Annotated in this window: 15 protein-coding genes and 1 pseudogene; 6 read left to right on the top strand and 10 right to left on the bottom strand. The window is 39.4% G+C overall.

The window, feature by feature from the left end; all coding sequences use genetic code 11:
* Nucleotides 1-20 precede the first annotated feature (20 nt).
* The 4 genes from IPO46_12565 to bglX all read left to right on the top strand — a co-directional run bounded on the left by IPO46_12565 (nucleotide 21) and on the right by bglX (nucleotide 4,849).
* On the top strand, nucleotides 21-1,793 hold the full coding sequence (locus tag IPO46_12565) for a discoidin domain-containing protein (protein ID QQS62892.1): 1,773 nt from the start codon (nucleotides 21-23) through the stop codon (nucleotides 1,791-1,793).
* A gap of 47 nt (nucleotides 1,794-1,840) precedes the next feature.
* Nucleotides 1,841-1,978, top strand: a complete 138-nt coding sequence (locus tag IPO46_12570; protein QQS62893.1) for a hypothetical protein — start codon at nucleotides 1,841-1,843, stop codon at nucleotides 1,976-1,978.
* Complete coding sequence (locus IPO46_12575; protein QQS64417.1) at nucleotides 1,966-2,490, top strand: G-D-S-L family lipolytic protein; 525 nt, start codon at nucleotides 1,966-1,968, stop codon at nucleotides 2,488-2,490. Before IPO46_12570 ends, IPO46_12575 begins: the two co-directional genes overlap by 13 nt.
* 70 nt (nucleotides 2,491-2,560) lie before the next feature.
* Complete coding sequence (bglX, locus tag IPO46_12580) at nucleotides 2,561-4,849, top strand: beta-glucosidase BglX (protein ID QQS62894.1); 2,289 nt, start codon at nucleotides 2,561-2,563, stop codon at nucleotides 4,847-4,849.
* A gap of 96 nt (nucleotides 4,850-4,945) precedes the next feature.
* Here bglX and IPO46_12585 read toward each other — a convergent pair whose 3' ends face one another.
* From IPO46_12585 to IPO46_12595, 3 genes are all read right to left on the bottom strand, one after another.
* Nucleotides 4,946-5,461 carry a hypothetical protein gene (locus tag IPO46_12585; protein ID QQS62895.1) on the bottom strand — a complete coding sequence of 172 codons (516 nt, stop codon included), beginning with the start codon at nucleotides 5,459-5,461 and terminating at the stop codon, nucleotides 4,946-4,948.
* A gap of 131 nt (nucleotides 5,462-5,592) precedes the next feature.
* Nucleotides 5,593-7,155, bottom strand: a complete 1,563-nt coding sequence (locus IPO46_12590; protein QQS62896.1) for a methylmalonyl-CoA mutase — start codon at nucleotides 7,153-7,155, stop codon at nucleotides 5,593-5,595.
* Between the two features lie 10 nt (nucleotides 7,156-7,165).
* Entirely contained in the window at nucleotides 7,166-7,687 is a 522-nt protein-coding gene (locus tag IPO46_12595; GenBank protein QQS62897.1) for a hypothetical protein, read from the bottom strand.
* 116 nt (nucleotides 7,688-7,803) lie between these two features.
* Here IPO46_12595 and IPO46_12600 point away from each other — a divergent pair, with 116 nt between their 5' ends.
* Nucleotides 7,804-8,148, top strand: coding sequence for an iron-sulfur cluster assembly accessory protein (locus IPO46_12600; GenBank protein QQS62898.1), 345 nt, complete (start codon nucleotides 7,804-7,806; stop codon nucleotides 8,146-8,148).
* 343 nt (nucleotides 8,149-8,491) lie between these two features.
* Here IPO46_12600 and IPO46_12605 read toward each other — a convergent pair whose 3' ends face one another.
* The 6 genes and pseudogenes from IPO46_12605 to pgi all read right to left on the bottom strand — a co-directional run bounded on the left by IPO46_12605 (nucleotide 8,492) and on the right by pgi (nucleotide 16,345).
* Nucleotides 8,492-9,361, bottom strand: a complete 870-nt coding sequence (locus tag IPO46_12605; protein ID QQS62899.1) for a hypothetical protein — start codon at nucleotides 9,359-9,361, stop codon at nucleotides 8,492-8,494.
* 127 nt (nucleotides 9,362-9,488) lie between these two features.
* On the bottom strand, nucleotides 9,489-10,082 hold the full coding sequence (locus IPO46_12610) for a dephospho-CoA kinase (protein QQS62900.1): 594 nt from the start codon (nucleotides 10,080-10,082) through the stop codon (nucleotides 9,489-9,491).
* A 44-nt stretch (nucleotides 10,083-10,126) separates the two neighbouring features.
* Nucleotides 10,127-11,613 (bottom strand): annotated as a pseudogene (locus tag IPO46_12615) (spore maturation protein).
* Nucleotides 11,614-11,717: 104 nt separating this feature from the next.
* A complete protein-coding gene (locus tag IPO46_12620) occupies nucleotides 11,718-13,379 on the bottom strand; it encodes a glutamine--tRNA ligase/YqeY domain fusion protein (protein ID QQS62901.1) in 1,662 nt (553 codons plus the stop codon).
* A 55-nt stretch (nucleotides 13,380-13,434) separates the two neighbouring features.
* Nucleotides 13,435-14,712, bottom strand: a complete 1,278-nt coding sequence (gene mtaB, locus IPO46_12625) for a tRNA (N(6)-L-threonylcarbamoyladenosine(37)-C(2))-methylthiotransferase MtaB (GenBank protein ID QQS62902.1) — start codon at nucleotides 14,710-14,712, stop codon at nucleotides 13,435-13,437.
* Nucleotides 14,713-14,749: 37 nt separating this feature from the next.
* Entirely contained in the window at nucleotides 14,750-16,345 is a 1,596-nt protein-coding gene (pgi, locus tag IPO46_12630; GenBank protein QQS62903.1) for a glucose-6-phosphate isomerase, read from the bottom strand.
* Between the two features lie 75 nt (nucleotides 16,346-16,420).
* On the opposite strand from pgi, the gene IPO46_12635 reads away from it, so the two are divergent.
* Nucleotides 16,421-17,077, top strand: coding sequence for an alpha/beta hydrolase (locus IPO46_12635; GenBank protein QQS62904.1), 657 nt, complete (start codon nucleotides 16,421-16,423; stop codon nucleotides 17,075-17,077).
* A gap of 11 nt (nucleotides 17,078-17,088) precedes the next feature.
* Here IPO46_12635 and IPO46_12640 read toward each other — a convergent pair whose 3' ends face one another.
* Nucleotides 17,089-18,099 carry a N(4)-(beta-N-acetylglucosaminyl)-L-asparaginase gene (locus IPO46_12640; GenBank protein QQS62905.1) on the bottom strand — a complete coding sequence of 337 codons (1,011 nt, stop codon included), beginning with the start codon at nucleotides 18,097-18,099 and terminating at the stop codon, nucleotides 17,089-17,091.
* Nucleotides 18,100-18,196 lie beyond the last annotated feature (97 nt).

Below are 18,196 nucleotides of genomic sequence, written 5' to 3' on the forward strand. Positions count from 1 at the left end.
TTTCGTTTAAACATGTAAAAATGAAAAAATTTTCGGCAATAATTATTTGTTTTGCATTTTTTAATGCTACTGCACAATTAAAAACTTATTGCAACCCGGTAAATATTGATTATGGCTATACGCCCATTCCCAATTTTGCACAATGGGGCAACCACCGTGCCACGGCCGACCCGGTAATTGTAAATTACAAAGGCGATTATTATTTGTTTAGTACAAACCAATGGGGTTATTGGTGGAGCAACGATATGCTCAACTGGGAATTTATTTCCCGAAGATTTTTACGACCATGGAACACGGGAACTTACGATGAGCTTTGTGCACCTGCTGTAGGCATTATTGGCGATACAATAATTGTAATGGGTTCTACCTACAAAAGCAATTTTAGTATTTGGATGAGCACCAATCCCAAAGCCAATGAATGGAAACCGCTGGTGGATAGTTTTGAAATTGGCGGCTGGGATCCTGCATTTTTTACCGATGACGATGGAAGATTGTATATGTATAATGGCAGCAGCAACCGATATCCAACTATGGGCATTGAACTCAATAGAAAAACCATGAAACCTATTGGTACACGTGCGCCCATGTATTTGCTGCAGAAGTGGCGCTATGGCTGGCAACGCTTTGGCGAGCACATGGACAATACATTTTTAGATCCCTTTATTGAAGGTGCGTGGATGACAAAGCATAATGGTAAATATTATTTTCAGTATGGAGCACCAGGTACCGAGTTCAGCGGTTATGCCGATGGCGTAGTGGTTTCCAGCGGACCAATAATGGATGGCAGCGAAACTACGCCACAATCTGACCCTTTGAGCATAAAGCTGGGTGGCTTTGCCCGTGGCGCCGGGCATGGCGCTACTTTTGCCGATAACTTTGGGCAGTACTGGCATGTAAGCACCAATACTATTGCTGTAAAAAATACTTTTGAAAGGCGCATTGGTATTTGGCCGGCTGGCTTCGACAAAGATGATGTAATGTGGTGCAATACCGCATTTGGCGATTATCCGCATTATATTCCATCATCAGAAATTAAGACAAATAGTTTTGAAGTAAATAATCAATCTCCGTATTTCACCGGCTGGATGCTGCTAAATTATAACAAGCCGGTTACTGTTTCTTCTACTTTGGGTGGCTATCATGCAAACAATGCAGTAGATGAACTGATGAAAACTTACTGGTGCGCAAATTCAGGCAATGCAGGTGAATGGATACAATCCGATTTGGGAAACATAAGTACCGTAAATGCAATACAAATTAATTATGCCGACCAGGATGTAGCTGCAGATCGCCTGGGCAAATACAATAATCAATATCATCAATACCGCATTTATTCATCACTTGATGGTAAAAAATGGAATTTGCTGGTAGATAAAAGTAAAAACAAAACCGATGTACCGCATGATTATATGGTTGTTGAAAAACCGGTACAGGCAAGGTTTATAAAGCTGGAGAATGTACATATGCCCACAGGAAAATTTGCAATCAGCGGCCTAAGGGTTTTTGGTAATGGCAATGGAAAAAAGCCAGCAAAAGTAGAAGGCTTTATTGTTTTAAGAACCGAAAAAGACAAACGCAGCGCTTTTATTAAATGGAAACCTGCAAATGATGCTTTTGCCTATAACATTTATTACGGAACACATCCCAATAAACTGTACACCTGCATAATGGTACACAACAATAATGAATACTGGATGAAAGCAATGGATTTGAAAAAAGATTATTACTATACCATTGAAGCGGTGAACGAAAATGGCACAAGTGAAAGGATACCTGTGCAAAGGGTAGAATAAAGGTTGCTTTAACATTTCTATTCTTTTTTCATTTTATATTTGAAAGCATGAAGAAATTAGTTTTGACTTTATTGACGATAATGGCAACCCTGCAATTATCGGCGCAGCCATTCATCAGCGATATTCAAAAATTTCGGCAGCAGGATAGTGTAAGCATGCCCGAAAAAATCAAATCCTTTTCATAGGCAGTTCTTCATTTACCCTGTGGAAAGATGTACAAGATTATTTTCCCCGCTATTCCATTTTAAACAGGGCATTTGGTGGCGCCACACTCAACAACCTTATTTATTATGTAAAAGATATTGTTTATCCCTATCAGCCTGGGCAAATTGTAATTTATTGCGGCGAGAACGACTTTGCCGAAAACGATAGCCTTTACCCATCGCAGGTTGCAAAAAGATTTGAGCTTTTATTCATTATCGTTCGCAAAAAATATCCAAAAATTCCAATAGTATATGTAAGCATGAAACCCAGCCCGGCAAGGATAAAACTTATGCCTAAGTTTAAAGTTGCCAATATTATGATTAGGGCTTTTTTAAGAGATAAGCACAATACGGCTTATGTAGATGTGTATCATGCCATGTTAAACAAAGACGGATCGCCCAATGAGTCAATTTTTCTAAACGATAAATTGCACATGAACAAAAAAGGTTATGCTATATGGCAACCGCTGATTTTGCAAAAATTAAAAAAATAAATTTTCCGCTCTTTATAAGTAGATTTACTTTACAGATATTTTCAAATAAATAAATATGCTTTTTACAAAAATGAAGAAAATAAATTTTCCGCTGCTTGCCGTATTGTTTTTAATGAATAATGGAGTATTGGCCCAGGGCAATAACCCATTACAAAAGATGAAGATTTTTATTAATGGCCTTATGAAGAAAATGAATTTGGAAGAAAAAATTGGCCAGCTTAACCTTCCATCCGCAGGAGATATTACCACCGGCCAGGCCAAGAGTTCAAACATTGCCCAAAAAATAAGAGAAGGGAAAGTGGGCGGATTGTTTAATGTAAAATCGGTTGCAAAAATAAAAGAAATACAACGTGTGGCAGTGGAGGAAAGCCGTTTAAAAATACCGTTGATGTTCGGCATGGATGTTATACATGGTTACGAAACGGTGTTTCCAATTCCGTTGGGCCTATCCTGCACCTGGGATTTGCAGGCTATTGAACTAAGTGCAAGAATTGCTGCAATTGAAGCCAGTGCAGATGGCATTAACTGGACCTTTAGCCCAATGGTAGATATTGCCCGTGACCCACGCTGGGGTCGCATTGCAGAAGGCTCCGGTGAAGATCCTTATTTAGGTGCACAAATTGCCAAAGCAATGGTGAAAGGTTACCAGGGAGATTTTTCAGGCAACAGCAACATCATGGCCTGCGTAAAACACTTTGCTTTATATGGCGCTGCCGAAGCCGGCAGAGATTACAACACTACCGATATGAGCCGTGTGAAAATGTTTAACGAATATTTTCCGCCTTACAAAGCTGCAGTAGATGCAGGAGTAGGTACTGTAATGGCTTCTTTTAATGAAGTGGATGGCATTCCGGCTACTGCAAATAAATATTTAATGACCGATGTATTGCGAAAGCTCTGGGGCTTTAAAGGGTTTGTGGTAACAGATTATACCGGTATTAATGAAATGATTGATCATGGCATGGGCAACCTGCAACAGGTATCAGCTCTGGCTTTAAAATCAGGAATAGATATGGATATGGTGGGAGAGGGTTTTTTAACAACGATTGCCCAATCTTTAAAAGAAGGAAAAATTACTTTGACACAAATTGATAATGCCTGCAGGCATATTTTAGAAGCAAAATATATTTTAGGTTTATTTGAAAGCCCGTATAAGTATTGTAACGAACAAAGGGCAAAAACAGAAATTTTTACAGCATCGCACCGTAAGGTTGCCCGGGAAATTGCTGCTCAAAGTTTTGTTTTATTAAAAAACCAGGATGATCTTTTGCCTTTGAAAAAAGGTGGAACAATCGCTGTAATTGGGCCTCTGGCCGATAATAAAAAAAATATGCCGGGTACCTGGAGTGTGGCAGCAAATTTTGATAATTCAATTTCGGTATTAGCAGGTATTAAAGAAGTTGCCGGGGCAGAAGCCAATGTGCTTTACGCCAAAGGCTCTTTTTTAGACGATGACAGCCTTTATGAACAACGTGCCGGTATGTTTGGCAAAGATTTTCCCCGATCTGGAAAAACAAAACAACAACTGCTAGATGAAGCGCTTGCCGTAGCTGCACAGGCCGATGTAATTATTGCCGCCGTTGGCGAAAGCGCCGAAATGAGCGGTGAAAGTAGTAGCCGAACAAATATTGATATTCCACAAGCCCAAAAAGATTTGTTGGGAGCATTATTAAAAACAGGCAAGCCGGTTATTATGGTAATGTTTGCCGGCCGGCCTTTAACCATTAAATGGGAAAGTGAAAATTTACCGGTTATTTTAAATGTATGGTTTGGCGGCAGCGAAGCCGGGTATGCTATAGCTGATGTAATATTTGGCGATGTAAACCCATCGGGTAAACTCACAAGTACTTTTCCGCAAAATATTGGGCAGGTACCTATTTACTATGCCCATAAAAATACCGGCCGCCCGTTGCCCGAAGGTAAATGGTTCGAAAAATTTCGTAGTAATTATTTGGATGTAAGCAATGATCCTTTATATCCTTTTGGATATGGATTAAGCTATACTCAATTTTCTTATTCTGATATAAAATTAAGCAGCAGTAAAATGGCTAAAGGCGGGAGTATTATTGCATCGGTAACCGTTACCAATACCGGGATGATGGAAGGAAAAGAAGTGGTGCAACTTTACTTAAGGGATATAGTGGGCAGTATTTCCAGGCCGGTAAAAGAATTAAAAGGTTTTCAAAAAATAAACTTAAAACCCGGCGAAAGTAAAGAGGTAATCTTTAAAATTACCGAAGAAGAACTGAAGTTTTACAACAGCGACCTTCAGTATGTTTCCGAGCCCGGAGATTTTAAAGTGTTTATTGGCAGCAATAGCCGTGATGTTAAAGAAAATAGTTTTGAATTGACCAATTAAAATTAGCAATTACTTAAAAAGTAATTTATAGGGTATAAAAATAAAATAGTTACCTGCTTCCAGGTAACTAAATATAATAATGATTTCTTTTTTTAACTAAGCTGCTTTTACTGCAATTTTAAAGGCAAGGCTCATGTAACGGAAGCTGTCCGTATTACCATTGTCTTCAAATTTCCATTCCCTTCCTTCGCTTAATGGGGGATTTTTTGCGCTTCCTACGGCTTCTGCAATCCCAATAAATGAGTTATGAGAGGCCAGTTTAAAGCCATAAAACTTTCCTTTACTCAATTGCAAATTGGGAATGTTGAAGCGTATCCATTTGCCGCAATCTGATTGGCTTATAGATACTTTGGCGCTGCCTAATTGTTCGCCCCATTTACGGGTGTCGGCATCGTAATCGTGGATAGTGAGCAAAACTTCAGCAGGTTGGTTTACAAATGTGGGAAGTACTTCAATCCCTTCGAGGCTGCCGCCACTGTTGGCTAAAAAAGTTTGTCCTTTACTGATTTCTTTTTTGTTCCCGGGGTAGCAACCAATCCAGCTAGTGGTGTTGTTTTCGGTTTGCTCTTTTGCATGAGAAGTGTGCATAGCTTGAACTTTACCTGTATTCATTTTAGGTATATTTTTAGGTTTAACAATAAAAATTAACAGGTAGAATTCACATCAGTTCCCTAAAGTTAACTTTAAAAAATACTTATTATTGTGAAAACAATGTTATTGTTTTCTATAAAGTTTCAAAAGAATTATTTATATTCTCCAAAAACACTACGCAGGATATTGGCAACTTCTCCAAGCGTACAATAATTTTCAACGGCGCTTATGACTGCAGGCATAAGATTGCGGTTACTTTGGGCGCATTCCTTAATTTGGGCCAGGCAACCTGCTGCTTTTGTATTGTCTCTTTTTTGAATTAGGTTTTCCAGTTTTAGGGTTTGGATTTTTTGTATGCTACTGTCTATTTTAAAAAGCGGCGCCTGGTGCGTTTCCTCCAATTGAAATTTATTTACCCCAACAATTATTTGTTCACCGTTTTCAACTTTAGTTTGATAGCTATATGCGCTTGCGGCTATTTCGTTCTGTATAAAACCTTGTTCAATGGCGCTTACGCTTCCGCCCAATATATCAATTTTATTTATGAGTTGCCATGCGGCTTTTTCCACTTCACTGGTGAGTGATTCTATAAAATAACTTCCGGCAAGGGGATCAACCGTATCGGGAGCGCCACTTTCAAATGCCACAATTTGTTGGGTACGCAGCGCAATTGTAGCGGCTTCTTCGGTGGGCAGGCTTAGGGCTTCATCGTAGCCATTGGTGTGCAATGATTGTGTGCCGCCTAATACGGCAGACAAGGTTTGCAAGGTAACACGGCTTATGTTATTGAGTGGTTGCTGTGCTGTTAAGGTGCTTCCGCCGGTTTGGGTATGAAAGCGCAACATCATGGCTTTTTCATCGGTAGCGCCAAGCTCTTTCATAATTTTGGCCCACATTTTTCTTGCTGCCCTAAATTTGGCCACTTCTTCAAATAAATTATTATGGGCATTAAAAAAGAACGATAGCCTTTTGCCAAAAACATTTATGTCGAGCCCTTTTTCCTGCGCTGCTTTTACGTAGGCTTTGCCATTGCTTAAGGTAAAAGCTATTTCCTGCACGGCGGTGCTGCCTGCTTCCCTTATATGGTATCCCGATATGGAAATGCTGTTCCACTTAGGCAGGTTTTCACTGCACCATTCAAATATATCGGTGATGATCCTCATAGATGGTTTAGGCGGATAAATATAAGTTCCCCTGGCAGCGTATTCTTTTAAAATATCGTTTTGAATGGTTCCTGAAATTTTATTTAAATCTGCCCCTTGCTTTTTGGCTAAGGCAACATAAAACGCCAGTAAAATAAAGCCTGTGGCATTTATGGTCATTGAGGTAGAAACATTTTCCAGGTTGATGCCTTTAAACAGCCGCTCCATATCTTCAATGCTATTTATAGAAACACCCACCTTGCCTACTTCTCCATCGGCCAGTGGATGGTTGCAATCATAACCAATTTGTGTGGGCAGATCAAAGGCTACACTTAAGCCACTTACGCCCTGGCCCAGCAGGTAATGATAGCGCTTATTGCTTTCTTCGGCGGTAGAAAACCCGGCATATTGCCGCATGGTCCACAGTTTTCCCCTGTACATTGATGATTGCACACCACGGGTAAACGGAAATTTTCCTGGAAGCGATTGGTCAGCAATTTCATCTGCATCTTGCCTGCTGTACAATTCTTTTATTTCAATATCTGAAGAAGTGCTGATTTTTTTGCTGTGCATGGTAAAGGGTTTAATCCGTTAATTTTTGGGCTTCAAACCTCAGGGCATCTATTACAATATTATTTAACTGGGCATTTTCCTGTAAGCTGTATTCAATAATTCTTTTGCTTAAATCCATAGCTGTAGCATTGTGTGGGAGTGGTGCTGCAAGTTGGTTGATGATGTAAATATTCTGGTCTTTAAGCCTGGTTACAGCGCCCCAAATTTCGGGGTTTACATAAATCTGTTGCGTGGCATTATACTCATGTTCACTTTTTATGGTTTCTACAAGGGTTTGTTGCATTAATGTAGCGCTCATATTGCTATTATGGGAACGGTTAACGAGATTTTGCAGGCCAATCCTTTCGGCAAATAAAGTGAGCCTTTCCAGCGCCTGCAGTTTTAAACGTGTACCTTCATCGTTGATCTCCATTTTTTCGCTTATTTTTTCCTTTAATTTCCTGATTTCTATAAATAATAATATTTGAATAATTATCATAATTACAAACCCAATAAGGTTATAGGAATCGAAAAAAGATTGCAGTAAATGCATTTAAAAAATTTAGGCTACAAAAATAACCATCCTAAAGTATAAATTTCTTATTTAGCAAACTTTAGCTTGCAGGTTGCCTCTTTTTAAATGTAATTTTGTGGTATAAATGCATATTTATGAGTATTTCTATTGAAACACCGGTGAAATTTACCCAGGGTGCCATTACAGAAGCCAAACGGTTAATGAATGAACCAGGATTTGACGTAGAAAAAAAACTTCGCCTTGGCGTAAAAGGCGGTGGATGCAGTGGCATGACTTACCTGCTGAGTTTTGAAAAACCTGCATCTAACGATAGCCATTTTGATATTGAAGGCCTGCCTTGCATTATGGATAAAAGCCACAGTATTTATCTTATAGGTATGGAAATTGATTTTCAGGATGGATTGAATTCCCGTGGTTTTACATTTAACAATCCCAATGCCAGCAGTACTTGTGGTTGCGGAACCAGTTTTGCAGTGTAAATTTATAGAGGCTTAAATTCAGGGTTGCCGTACATTTTTTTATTGAAGAGGTAATATTTCCCGTTTTTATAATTTTTCCAATAACGCTTCCCTTCCAGGTCGTAATAAAGCCGCCCATCTGCAGATTTTTTTGCCACTTGATCATTTACCGAAATTATTTTTGGGACAGGTGTAGCAATTTTTTTTGCAATGGGTGCAGTGCTACCTGTTTTTTCTGAGTTTGATGGTGTGATTTTTTTACTGCAACCAATTAGAATAACTAAAAATAAAAAGAAGAAAAAACGAGTATTGCGGATATGCATGGATATTGTTTTCCTAAATCCTGCAATAATGCTACCAAAATTTATCTATCAAGCATTGCTGCCAGGGATAGGAGCTCTTCCATTTTATAATGATTGCGTTCATTATCAAAGCATTTTGCCAGTTCTTCCAGTAAATACTGAACAATTTTTTTGCTATTCATGGGTTTAAAGTAAGATACCGCAGGATGAACTGAGAGCTTATTAAAATAATTTTCGATGTCTTTGTGCGAATACATTTGGCCGTTTACTGCGTCAATAAAAAATTTAATGTGTTCCGTGCCCTGGCTTTTGGCAGTGTAAGGGTCAGATGTATTGTCGAAGTATGCCAAAATAAACTGGCGGGGTAAATGAATTGCTTTCACCGGAATATCGAGTAATTCACAAAGAATGAGGTATAGGATACCATTGCCAATAGCATTTCCTTTTTTTGATTCCACAACTTTATTTAGTAAAAAAAGGTCGGCATTGTCATAGCTCAACTCTGTGCCTTTTTGCTTATAATAATTATATAAAATACTGTTTACAACGTTTATTTTTTCTATGGAAGTAAGATAGCTGTTTAATTCCAGCCAGGTATTGCGGCGAATTTTCTCTATTTCCTGCAGGAGAGATATGGCCTGCATTTCTGGATAATTATAACGGGCAACAATTAATGCGCCGTTAATAAGGCTGCCATCTTCATCTTTCCACTTAATAAACTCCTGGGTAAGGTCCCTAAAGTGTACACGGTGTATGAGCATTTCTATCCGCTCCTGCGTTTGCTCATCTTCTATTTTTTCCCAAAGCTGTTCCAGTTGCGGAATAATATCTTTTCCAAACGAAAGTATTTTTTCGCTTACGGTTCCATAAACGTATTCGTCGGGGTCGTCTATTAAACGAAAAAGCGCTGATATTTCTTTGTCCTGGCTCAAGAGATATTTATTTTTCAATTACGACTTAAATATCGGGCAGAAGAAGGATTGTGCTTTGTTAAAATTATAAACATACGGGGATAACTGCAAGAAGAAGGGCAGGAAAAATTACAAGAAAAGAGAAAAATTATTGTGAAGCGGCCTTTTTAAGTAAAACATTATGGAGTTCCAATACCTGTGGTATCAATAATTGTTGTTCGTCATTAAATATTATATAGTCGCATCGTTTCATTTTTTCATCTTCGGGCATTTGTTTATTCATGCGCTCTAGTACTTTTTTGGCAGGTATTTTATCTCTTTTCATTACCCTTGTAAGCCTTAATTTAAAAGGCGCCGATACGCCAATTACGGCATCCAGTTGTTTGTTGGACTCACTTTCAAAAAGAATTGCAGCTTCTTTTATAGTATAGTGTGTTTTTTGCTGCAGCATCCATTTTTCCGCATCGGCAATAGTGGCCGGGTGTACCAGGGAATTGAGCAAGGCCAATTTATTAGCATCGTTAAACACAATGCCCGAAAGTATTTTGCGGTTTAAAGTTCCCGACGCATATACTTCTTTTCCAAAATGATGAAGAATACTATTTTTTAAGGATTCATCTTCATTCATTAATTGCTTTGCCCTTTCATCGGCATAATACACGGGTACTGCAAGTAGTTCAAAAATTTTGGATACCGTGGTTTTACCAGCGCCAATACCCGATGTGATACCAATTTTAAGCAAGAGTTTATATTTTTAATAAAAAGAGTAACCTGCAAATTTAACGGTTACCCAAAGAATAAATAACACAATAAAATAGAGGCAATAATGCCTGCAAGATCGGCCAGCAACATTGCAGTAACTGCATAGCGGGTGTTTTTAATAGCAACCGACCCAAAGTACACGGCAATTACATAAAAAGTGGTATCTGAGGAACCCTGTAAAATACAAGCCAGCCTGCCTGCAAATGAATCGGCGCCAAAGGTTTTCATGGTATCAATCATCATTCCTCTTGCGCCGCTGCCGCTCATGGGTTTTATAAGTGCAGTAGGTAAGCCATCTATAAAGCGGGTGTCGGTTCCCATTGCAGCAAATAAAGATTTCATACCATTAATTACCACATCAAAAACTCCGCTGGTGCGCAACATGCTTATGGCTACCAGCATGCCCACTATATAAGGAATTATTTTTATAGCGGTTTCAAACCCGCCTTTGGCGCCTTCGGCAAACGAATCGAACACATCAATTTTTTTATATACGCCACCAATTACAATAGCCACAAAAATAAAAAGGATGATGCCATTGCTCAATATAGAGGAAAACCGCTGCGCCTCTGATGAATGCAGTTGATGCACATATATTACCAGCAAACCTATGAGTAGCGATAAGCCGCCTACCCACGTTAATATTACCGGTTGTACAAGATTTATTTTTTGTTTTAAGGAAACAATAATAAGCGCCGCCATTGTTGCAACAAAAGTGGCAATCATGCAGGGAATAAAAATATCGGTGGCATTTTGTGCACCCAGGCCGCTACGCCAGGCTATAATGGTTACGGGTATTAAAGTGAGGCCCGATGCATGTAAAGCCAGGAACATAATTTGTGCATTGGAGGCCACTGCTTTGTTTGGGTTCAACTCCTGCAGGCTTTCCATGGCTTTGAGCCCAAATGGCGTTGCCGCATTATCTAAATTTAAAAGGTTAGCCGAAAAATTCATCATCATGTGCCCGGTTGCTGGGTGACCACTGGGCACGTCGGGAAATATTTTGGAGAAAAAGGCCCAATTAATCTCGATAAAAACCTTATTCCGCCTGCTTTTTCGGCTATATTTAAAAAACCCATAAATAGAGCAAGAATGCCAATAAGCGGAAAAATAATTTCCAGTACGGCATTTTTAGCCGTTTCAATAATGCCATCAACCTTGCGTACTAATTTTTTTTGTACTTCAAGGTAACTGTAAGTTTCCAGCGAAGGTTTTATGTTTTTGAAAAAAGTTACCGAATCAGCATGGCTGCCATCATGAAGCAATACCGTGGCTTTGGTAATTTCGGAAGTTTTATAATAGCCGTATTCACTCAAAAAAATGCCATAATTGCTGTTGAGTTTTAAATTTTCCGGCGAACCTATACCTGCATAAAATGTACTGTCGTATTTATCGGAAGATTTTCCGGAAACCATCCGGTTAAATATTTTATTATCACCGCCAATCATCTTAATGCTGGCAACAATAATGGCAATAATAACAAATGCGCTCCATATTCTGCTTAAAACCATAAAAAACAAATAAGAAGTTGAAAATACTAAAATCTATTTGATTGAAACGGATAGCAGAAAAAATAAAAAAGCACAGCGGTATAAATTTCAGCAGAAAACCCGGTTCAGGGTTTCTTTTTTACTTCTTTTGCCCAGGTATCTTTTAAGGTTGTGGTACGGTTAAAAACTAATTTTTCCGTGGTAGCATCTTTGTCAACACAAAAATATCCTTTTCTCAAAAACTGGAAACGGTCCTGAGGTAAAGCATTTTTTAAAGAAGGCTCAATAAATGCCTGTACTACTTTTAATGAATCCGGATTTATATAATCTTTAAAATCACCTTCTTCAGAAGAAGGGTCTTCTACTTTAAACAGTCGGTCGTACAGCCTTACTTCTGCCTGCAGTGCATGCGCCGCACTTACCCAATGAATAGTGCCTTTTACCTGCAATCCACTGCTATCGCTGCCGCTTTTGCTTTCGGGAAAATAGGTGCAATTGAGTTGTGTAATATTTCCGTTGGCATCTTTTTCAAAGCTGTTGCATTTAACTATGTATGCGCTTTTTAACCGTACCATTGCCCCGGGCGCCAGGCGAAACCATTTTTTTGCAGGCAGTTCCATAAAATCTTCCTGCTCTACCCACAGTTCTCTGCTAAAGGGTACACTGCGGCTACCTGCTGTTTCTTCGGGACCGTTTTCACTTAAAAATTCTTCGGTTTTACCATCTTTATAATTTGTTATTACCAGTTTTAAAGGTTCTAAAACAGCCATAGCTCTTTTTGCAGAAACATTCAGGTGCTCCCGAAGGTAAAATTCCAAAAGCCCGATATCTACCATATTTTCTCTTTTGGCAATGCCAATGGCTTCACAAAAATTACGGATGCTTTCCGGCGTAAAACCCCTGCGGCGCATACCGCTGATTGTGGGCATCCGTGGGTCGTCCCAACCGTTTACATGGCCTTCGTTTACCAGTTGCAAAAGTTTTCTTTTGCTCATTACGGTATAGGTGAGGTTTCGCCTTGCAAATTCGTATTGATGAGATGGGAAAATTTCCAGCTTTTCAATCAGCCAGTCGTAAAGCTCACGGTGAGGCACAAATTCCAGTGTGCAAATGGAGTGGGTAATATTTTCTATTGAATCGCTTTGCCCATGTGCAAAATCGTACATGGGGTAAATACACCACTTATCCCCGGTGCGGTGGTGATGGGCATGTTTAATGCGGTATAAAATGGGGTCACGCATCAACATGTTCATGTGCTTCATATCTATTTTAGCACGAAGTGTTTTTGCTCCATCGGGAAAAACGCCGTTTTTCATTTTTTCAAACAGCATTAAGTTTTCTTCAATGCTGCGGTTGCGAAAAGGACCGTCAACACCGGGTTCGGTAGGTGTGCCTTTTAGCCTTGCAATTTCTTCCGATGAGGAATCATCTACATAAGCTAAATTTTTGTTGATGAGTTTTATAGCAAATGCATACATATTTTCAAAATAATCCGATGCATATAATTCATCTTTCCATTCAAACCCAAGCCATTTGATGTCTGCCTTAATGCTTTCTACATATTCTGTTTCTTCGGTAACCGGGTTAGTGTCGTCAAATCTAAGGTTGGTATAGCCGGGATATTTTTTGGTTAACCCAAAATTGAGGCAAATGCTGGATGCATGGCCCATGTGCAAATACCCGTTGGGTTCTGGCGGAAAGCGGGTTACGATACTTTTGTGTTTTCCGGATGCAAGGTCCGCTTCAATAATTTCTTCTAAAAAATTCAGGCTTTTTTCTTCGCTCATAATATTAAGTGTAACGCAAATTTTATCTGGGGTTTACCGAAAAGGAAAGTGGCTATTAGATTGTCCAGTCTATAACCTGGTTAATCCATTCCTGCTTAAAAGGAACGCTTACTTTAATATAATTATCGGTATAACCTTCCATCATATTGTTTTTGTTTACCGCTTCAAACAGTGTTTTTCTTGTTTGGCCAATATGCAGCCGTGTAAATTCCTGCATTTTGGCATAGCTAAGGTTGCGTAAAATTTTGTTGCGAATATTCCTGGTTTGTACCGGTACAATGGGTTTAATGTTCAGTGCATCGGTATTGTCCCTTTCGGAATAAGTGAAAACATGCAGGTAAGAAATATTCAACTGTTGCAGAAAAGTAACTGTATCATTAAAATCTTCATCGGTTTCCCCGGGAAAGCCCACTATTACATCTACACCAATACAGGCATGGGGCATGAGTAATTTTATTAATCCCACTTTTTCAGCATACAACTCCCGTTTGTACCTGCGGCGCATATCGCCTAAAATTTTATTGCTGCCGCTTTGCAACGGGATATGAAAATGCGGCATAAATTTATTGCTGTTGGCTACAAATTCGATCAATTCGTTGCTCAATAAATTGGGTTCAATTGAGGAAATACGAAACCGCTCAATGCCATTTGCCCTGTCTAAATTTTTAACGAGTTCAAAGAAATTTTCATCTCTTTTTTTACCGCCGGTAAAGCCTTTGCCAAAATCACCTAGGTTGATACCGGTGAGCACTATTTCTTTGGCGCCGGATTGAGCAAGCATAGTTACATCATCCAATACATTTTGGATACTGTTGCTCCTGCTTTTGCCTCTTGCCATAGGTATGGTACAAAAGCTGCAGTTGTAATCGCATCCATCCTGCACTTTTAAAAAAATCCTTGTACGTTCATCTATGGAATGGGAGGCCGTAAATACATTTACATCATCTATATCGCAACTGCAAATTTTTGCCGCATCATTCTTGGTTAATTCTTTTAAATGGCTGGCAATATTAAATTTTTCTGCTGCGCCCAATACCAGGTTTACTCCGGGAATGGAGGCAATTTCCCTGGGTTTTAACTGGGCATAGCAGCCGGTTACTACTACTAATGCTTCAGGTGCATTCCGGTTGATGCGCCTCACCAACTGCCGGCATTCTTTATCGGCATTTTCTGTAACGGAGCAGGTGTTGATTACATATACATCGGCATTTTCATCAAATTCTTTTTTAATAAAGCCGTCGTTTTCCAGCATACGGCCTATTGCCGTAGTTTCACTAAAGTTGAGCTTGCAGCCAAGCGTATGTAATGCTACCGTTTTTTTCACCGAGTGCAAAGGTACTGATTTTGCCCAAAAAAACCGGTAAAGCCTATTACAGCCTCATCTTCTTATAAGCATTGATAAGCCCGTTGGTACTGGAATCATGGGTGGTAATTTCCTGCTCATTTTCCAGTTCGGGTAAAATATTCATGGCTAATTTTTTGCCCAGTTCTACGCCCCATTGATCAAAGCTGTAAATATTCCAAATAACACCCTGAACAAAAATTTTATGTTCGTACAAGGCAATCATCTGGCCTAAAGTATATGGGGTAATTTTTTTAATGAGGAATGAATTGGTTGGTCTGTTGCCGGTAAATACCCGGTATGGGTTTTCGTGTTCCTTACCATTCATTAAGGCTTCGGTTTGAGCAAAAAAATTGCTGAGTAATTTTGTGTGGTGGTCGCCAACAGGGTTGTGGGATTGTGCAGGCGCTATAAAATCGCAAGGGATAAAAGCGGTGCCCTGGTGAATGAGTTGATAAAAAGCATGCTGGCCATTGGTGCCCGGCTCGCCCCAAATTACCGGCCCTGAATTATAAGGGATTGGGTTGCCGTTCCTATCTACATATTTTCCGTTACTTTCCATATTGCCCTGTTGAAAATATGCTGCAAACCTGTGTAAATACTCGTCGTAAGGCAATATAGCTTCTGTTTCGGCGCCAAAAAAATTGCGGTACCAAATGCCTGATAAAGCCATTATTACCGGTATGTTGTTTTTAAAGGGGGTTTCTTTAAAATGTACATCTGTGGCATAAGCACCTTTTAATAATTGCTCAAAATTTTCGTATCCAATTGTAGCGGCTATGGATAGGCCGATGGCGCTCCATAAACTGTACCTTCCGCCCACCCAGTCCCAAAATACAAACATATTGCTGGCATCTATCCCAAATTTTTCCACCTCATCTTTATTGGTACTTAGCGCCACAAAATGTTTTTTGATGCTCGCTTCGGTTCCGCCATTTTGCAAAAACCAATTTCTTGCCGTATGGGCATTGGTCATGGTTTCCTGCGTAGTAAAAGTTTTGCTGGCAATAAGAAAAATGGTTTCATCTGCACTTACATTTTTAAGTGTTTCAACAATATGGGTGCCATCAATATTGCTAACAAAATAAGGTTGTATGCCTTTGTGCCAATAGGGTTTTAATGCTTCGGTAACCATTACGGGGCCTAAATCGCTGCCGCCAATTCCTATGTTAACAATATATTTAATTTTTTTACCGGTAAAGCCAAGCCATGTACCGTTATGGATATTTTGTACAAAAGATTTCATATGCTCCAGCCCGGCCTTAATTTCAGGCATTACATCCTGGCCGTTCGTTTTAACGGGATGCCCGCTAAAATTTCGTAATGCCGTATGTAAAACCGCCCTGTTTTCTGTTGCATTAATAGTTTCACCAGCAAACATGGCATCTATGGCCTCCACAAGGTTACATTCATTTGCAAGCTGGAGCAGTAGCTCAAGTGTATTATCGGTAAATATATTTTTAGAATAATCAAAAAGTATGTCTTCAAATTGCAGGGAATAATTGCAAAACCTTTTTTCATCATTAAAAAAAAGGTCTTTCATTTTTATTTGGTCAAACAAGTTAAAATGGCTTTCAAGCGCCGCCCAGGCATTGGTAGTAGTGGGATTTACAGATGGAAACATTGTTTTTTTTTGCTAAGGTAATTATTACATGAGGATACACAAAAGCCCGGTTGCATTTTATTGTAATTTTGTAATATGAAGCTGTATGTAATAAGCGGACTTGCCGCAGATAAACGGGTTTTTAAACACCTCCGGTTTCCCGAAGCTGTAGAGCCGGTTTTCCTGGATTGGATAGCGCCACAAAACAACGAAACTCTTTCATCTTATGCAGCAAGGCTGGCTCAAAAAATGGATACAAAAAGCCCGTTTGCTTTGCTGGGCTTATCTATGGGCGGGATGGTAGCGGTGGAAATTTCTAAAGTGCAGCAGCCGGTTTTAACCATATTAGTATCAAGTATTCCTTTATCGAACCAGCTACCCGGGTTTTATAAACTTGCAGGTAAACTCTATTTATATAAATTGGTTCCGGTAAGCCTCATTAAAAAAGCATCAATGCTTAAAAGGTATTTTGCTGCCGAAAGCGCCGAAGACAAGCAAACCTTACGCAACGTTGTAATAGAAAGCGATGCCGGTTTTATTCACTGGGCAATGGGAGCAATTTTAAAATGGGAAAATGAAATATTACCCAAACCCTACTTTCATATACATGGCAGCAGCGATGAAATTTTACCCATTAAATATACACATCCAACCCATATTATACCTAATGGAAAACATTTAATGGTAATGACAAAGGCCGGGGAGTTAAACCTTTTACTAAATGAAATTTTAGCAGAAAAAAAAGCTTTCTAAAAAAATTAATGTTAAATTAAATGCCTTGCTGGAACAATCCTGTTTTCTGTTACAGACTTTACAGAAAAAACAAATCCTTTTTGAATAGCATAAGCGCCGTACTGGCCTTTTTTATTTAAGGCCAAAAAACCTACCTGTATTTCTTTGGCTTTTTGGGGATCTCGTTTTACTATGCGTTCAACTGCTTTTTTGCAGGCAGCTGCCGGGCTGTACCCTCGCCGCATATATTCTACAACGGTATGTGTACCGCAGGTACGAATTAATTCTTCACCTACGCCACTGCTTGTAGCTGCTCCCACTTCGTTATCTACAAAAAGGCCTGCGCCAATAATCGGCGAATCGCCAACCCTGCCATGTATTTTATAAGCCATACCACTTGTAGTAACCGCTCCCGATAAATTTGAAGAATTATCCAGCGCAATAAGTCCCATGGTATCATGGTTGGGGCTGCCATCCTCAAAAAAGGCAGGAGCAAATGGGCCATGGTTGTTGCCGGGTTTACTATTTTCAATATTAATCACTGGTTTATATTCGCTTTTCTTAAGCCATTCTGTATAGGCTTTTTGCGCATCTTCCGATAATTGCTTTGGCTCAAGTGTAAAGCCATTTTCTAAAGCAAATTGCTGTGCGCCAGCGCCAACCAACAGTACATGTGGCGTATTTTCCATCACTTTACGGGCTACAGAAACCGGGTGTTTAATGCGTTCCAAGCCTGCTACTGCACCACAATTTGCTTTTTCATCCATAATACAACTGTCCAGGGTTACAATACCATCCCTGTCGGGGTAGCCGCCCAATCCTACACAACAATTAATTTGGTTTTCAATAAATATGGCTCCTGCTTCCACGGCGTCAAGTGATTTTCCGTTTTTTGCCAAAATTTCCCATGCAGCTGCATTTACCGGCATTCCACTATCCCAGGTAGCTACCACAATAGGTTTAATTGCCGAAAAAAGTGGTTTTTGAAAAGATAATAAGGGAGCAGATAAAGCGCTGAGTGTTAAGAATTTTCGGCGGTTCATAAATAATGGTTTTGAATGATGTTGAAAAAATCCTACTCAAAGTTTAAAAAAAAGATCCAATTGGGAACTAAATTTTGAAAATTTTAAGCTGATAATC

The organism is Chitinophagaceae bacterium, assembly GCA_016699815.1.
In the GTDB taxonomy this organism is placed as follows: Bacteria; Bacteroidota; Bacteroidia; order Chitinophagales; family Chitinophagaceae; genus Ferruginibacter.

Bases quoted from the DNA above. Each gene is read 5' to 3' on its own strand.
- IPO46_12635 (QQS62904.1), top strand. From the start codon at position 16,421: ATGAAGCTGTATGTAATAAGCGGACTTGCCGCAGATAAACGGGTTTTT.
- IPO46_12620 (QQS62901.1), bottom strand. From the start codon at position 13,379: ATGAGCGAAGAAAAAAGCCTGAATTTTTTAGAAGAAATTATTGAAGCG.
- IPO46_12640 (QQS62905.1), bottom strand. From the start codon at position 18,099: ATGAACCGCCGAAAATTCTTAACACTCAGCGCTTTATCTGCTCCCTTA.
- IPO46_12595 (QQS62897.1), bottom strand. From the start codon at position 7,687: ATGCATTTACTGCAATCTTTTTTCGATTCCTATAACCTTATTGGGTTT.
- pgi (QQS62903.1), bottom strand. From the start codon at position 16,345: ATGTTTCCATCTGTAAATCCCACTACTACCAATGCCTGGGCGGCGCTT.
- bglX (QQS62894.1), top strand. From the start codon at position 2,561: ATGAAGAAAATAAATTTTCCGCTGCTTGCCGTATTGTTTTTAATGAAT.
- IPO46_12600 (QQS62898.1), top strand. From the start codon at position 7,804: ATGAGTATTTCTATTGAAACACCGGTGAAATTTACCCAGGGTGCCATT.
- IPO46_12590 (QQS62896.1), bottom strand. From the start codon at position 7,155: ATGCACAGCAAAAAAATCAGCACTTCTTCAGATATTGAAATAAAAGAA.
- IPO46_12565 (QQS62892.1), top strand. From the start codon at position 21: ATGAAAAAATTTTCGGCAATAATTATTTGTTTTGCATTTTTTAATGCT.
- IPO46_12570 (QQS62893.1), top strand. From the start codon at position 1,841: ATGAAGAAATTAGTTTTGACTTTATTGACGATAATGGCAACCCTGCAA.
- IPO46_12585 (QQS62895.1), bottom strand. From the start codon at position 5,461: ATGAATACAGGTAAAGTTCAAGCTATGCACACTTCTCATGCAAAAGAG.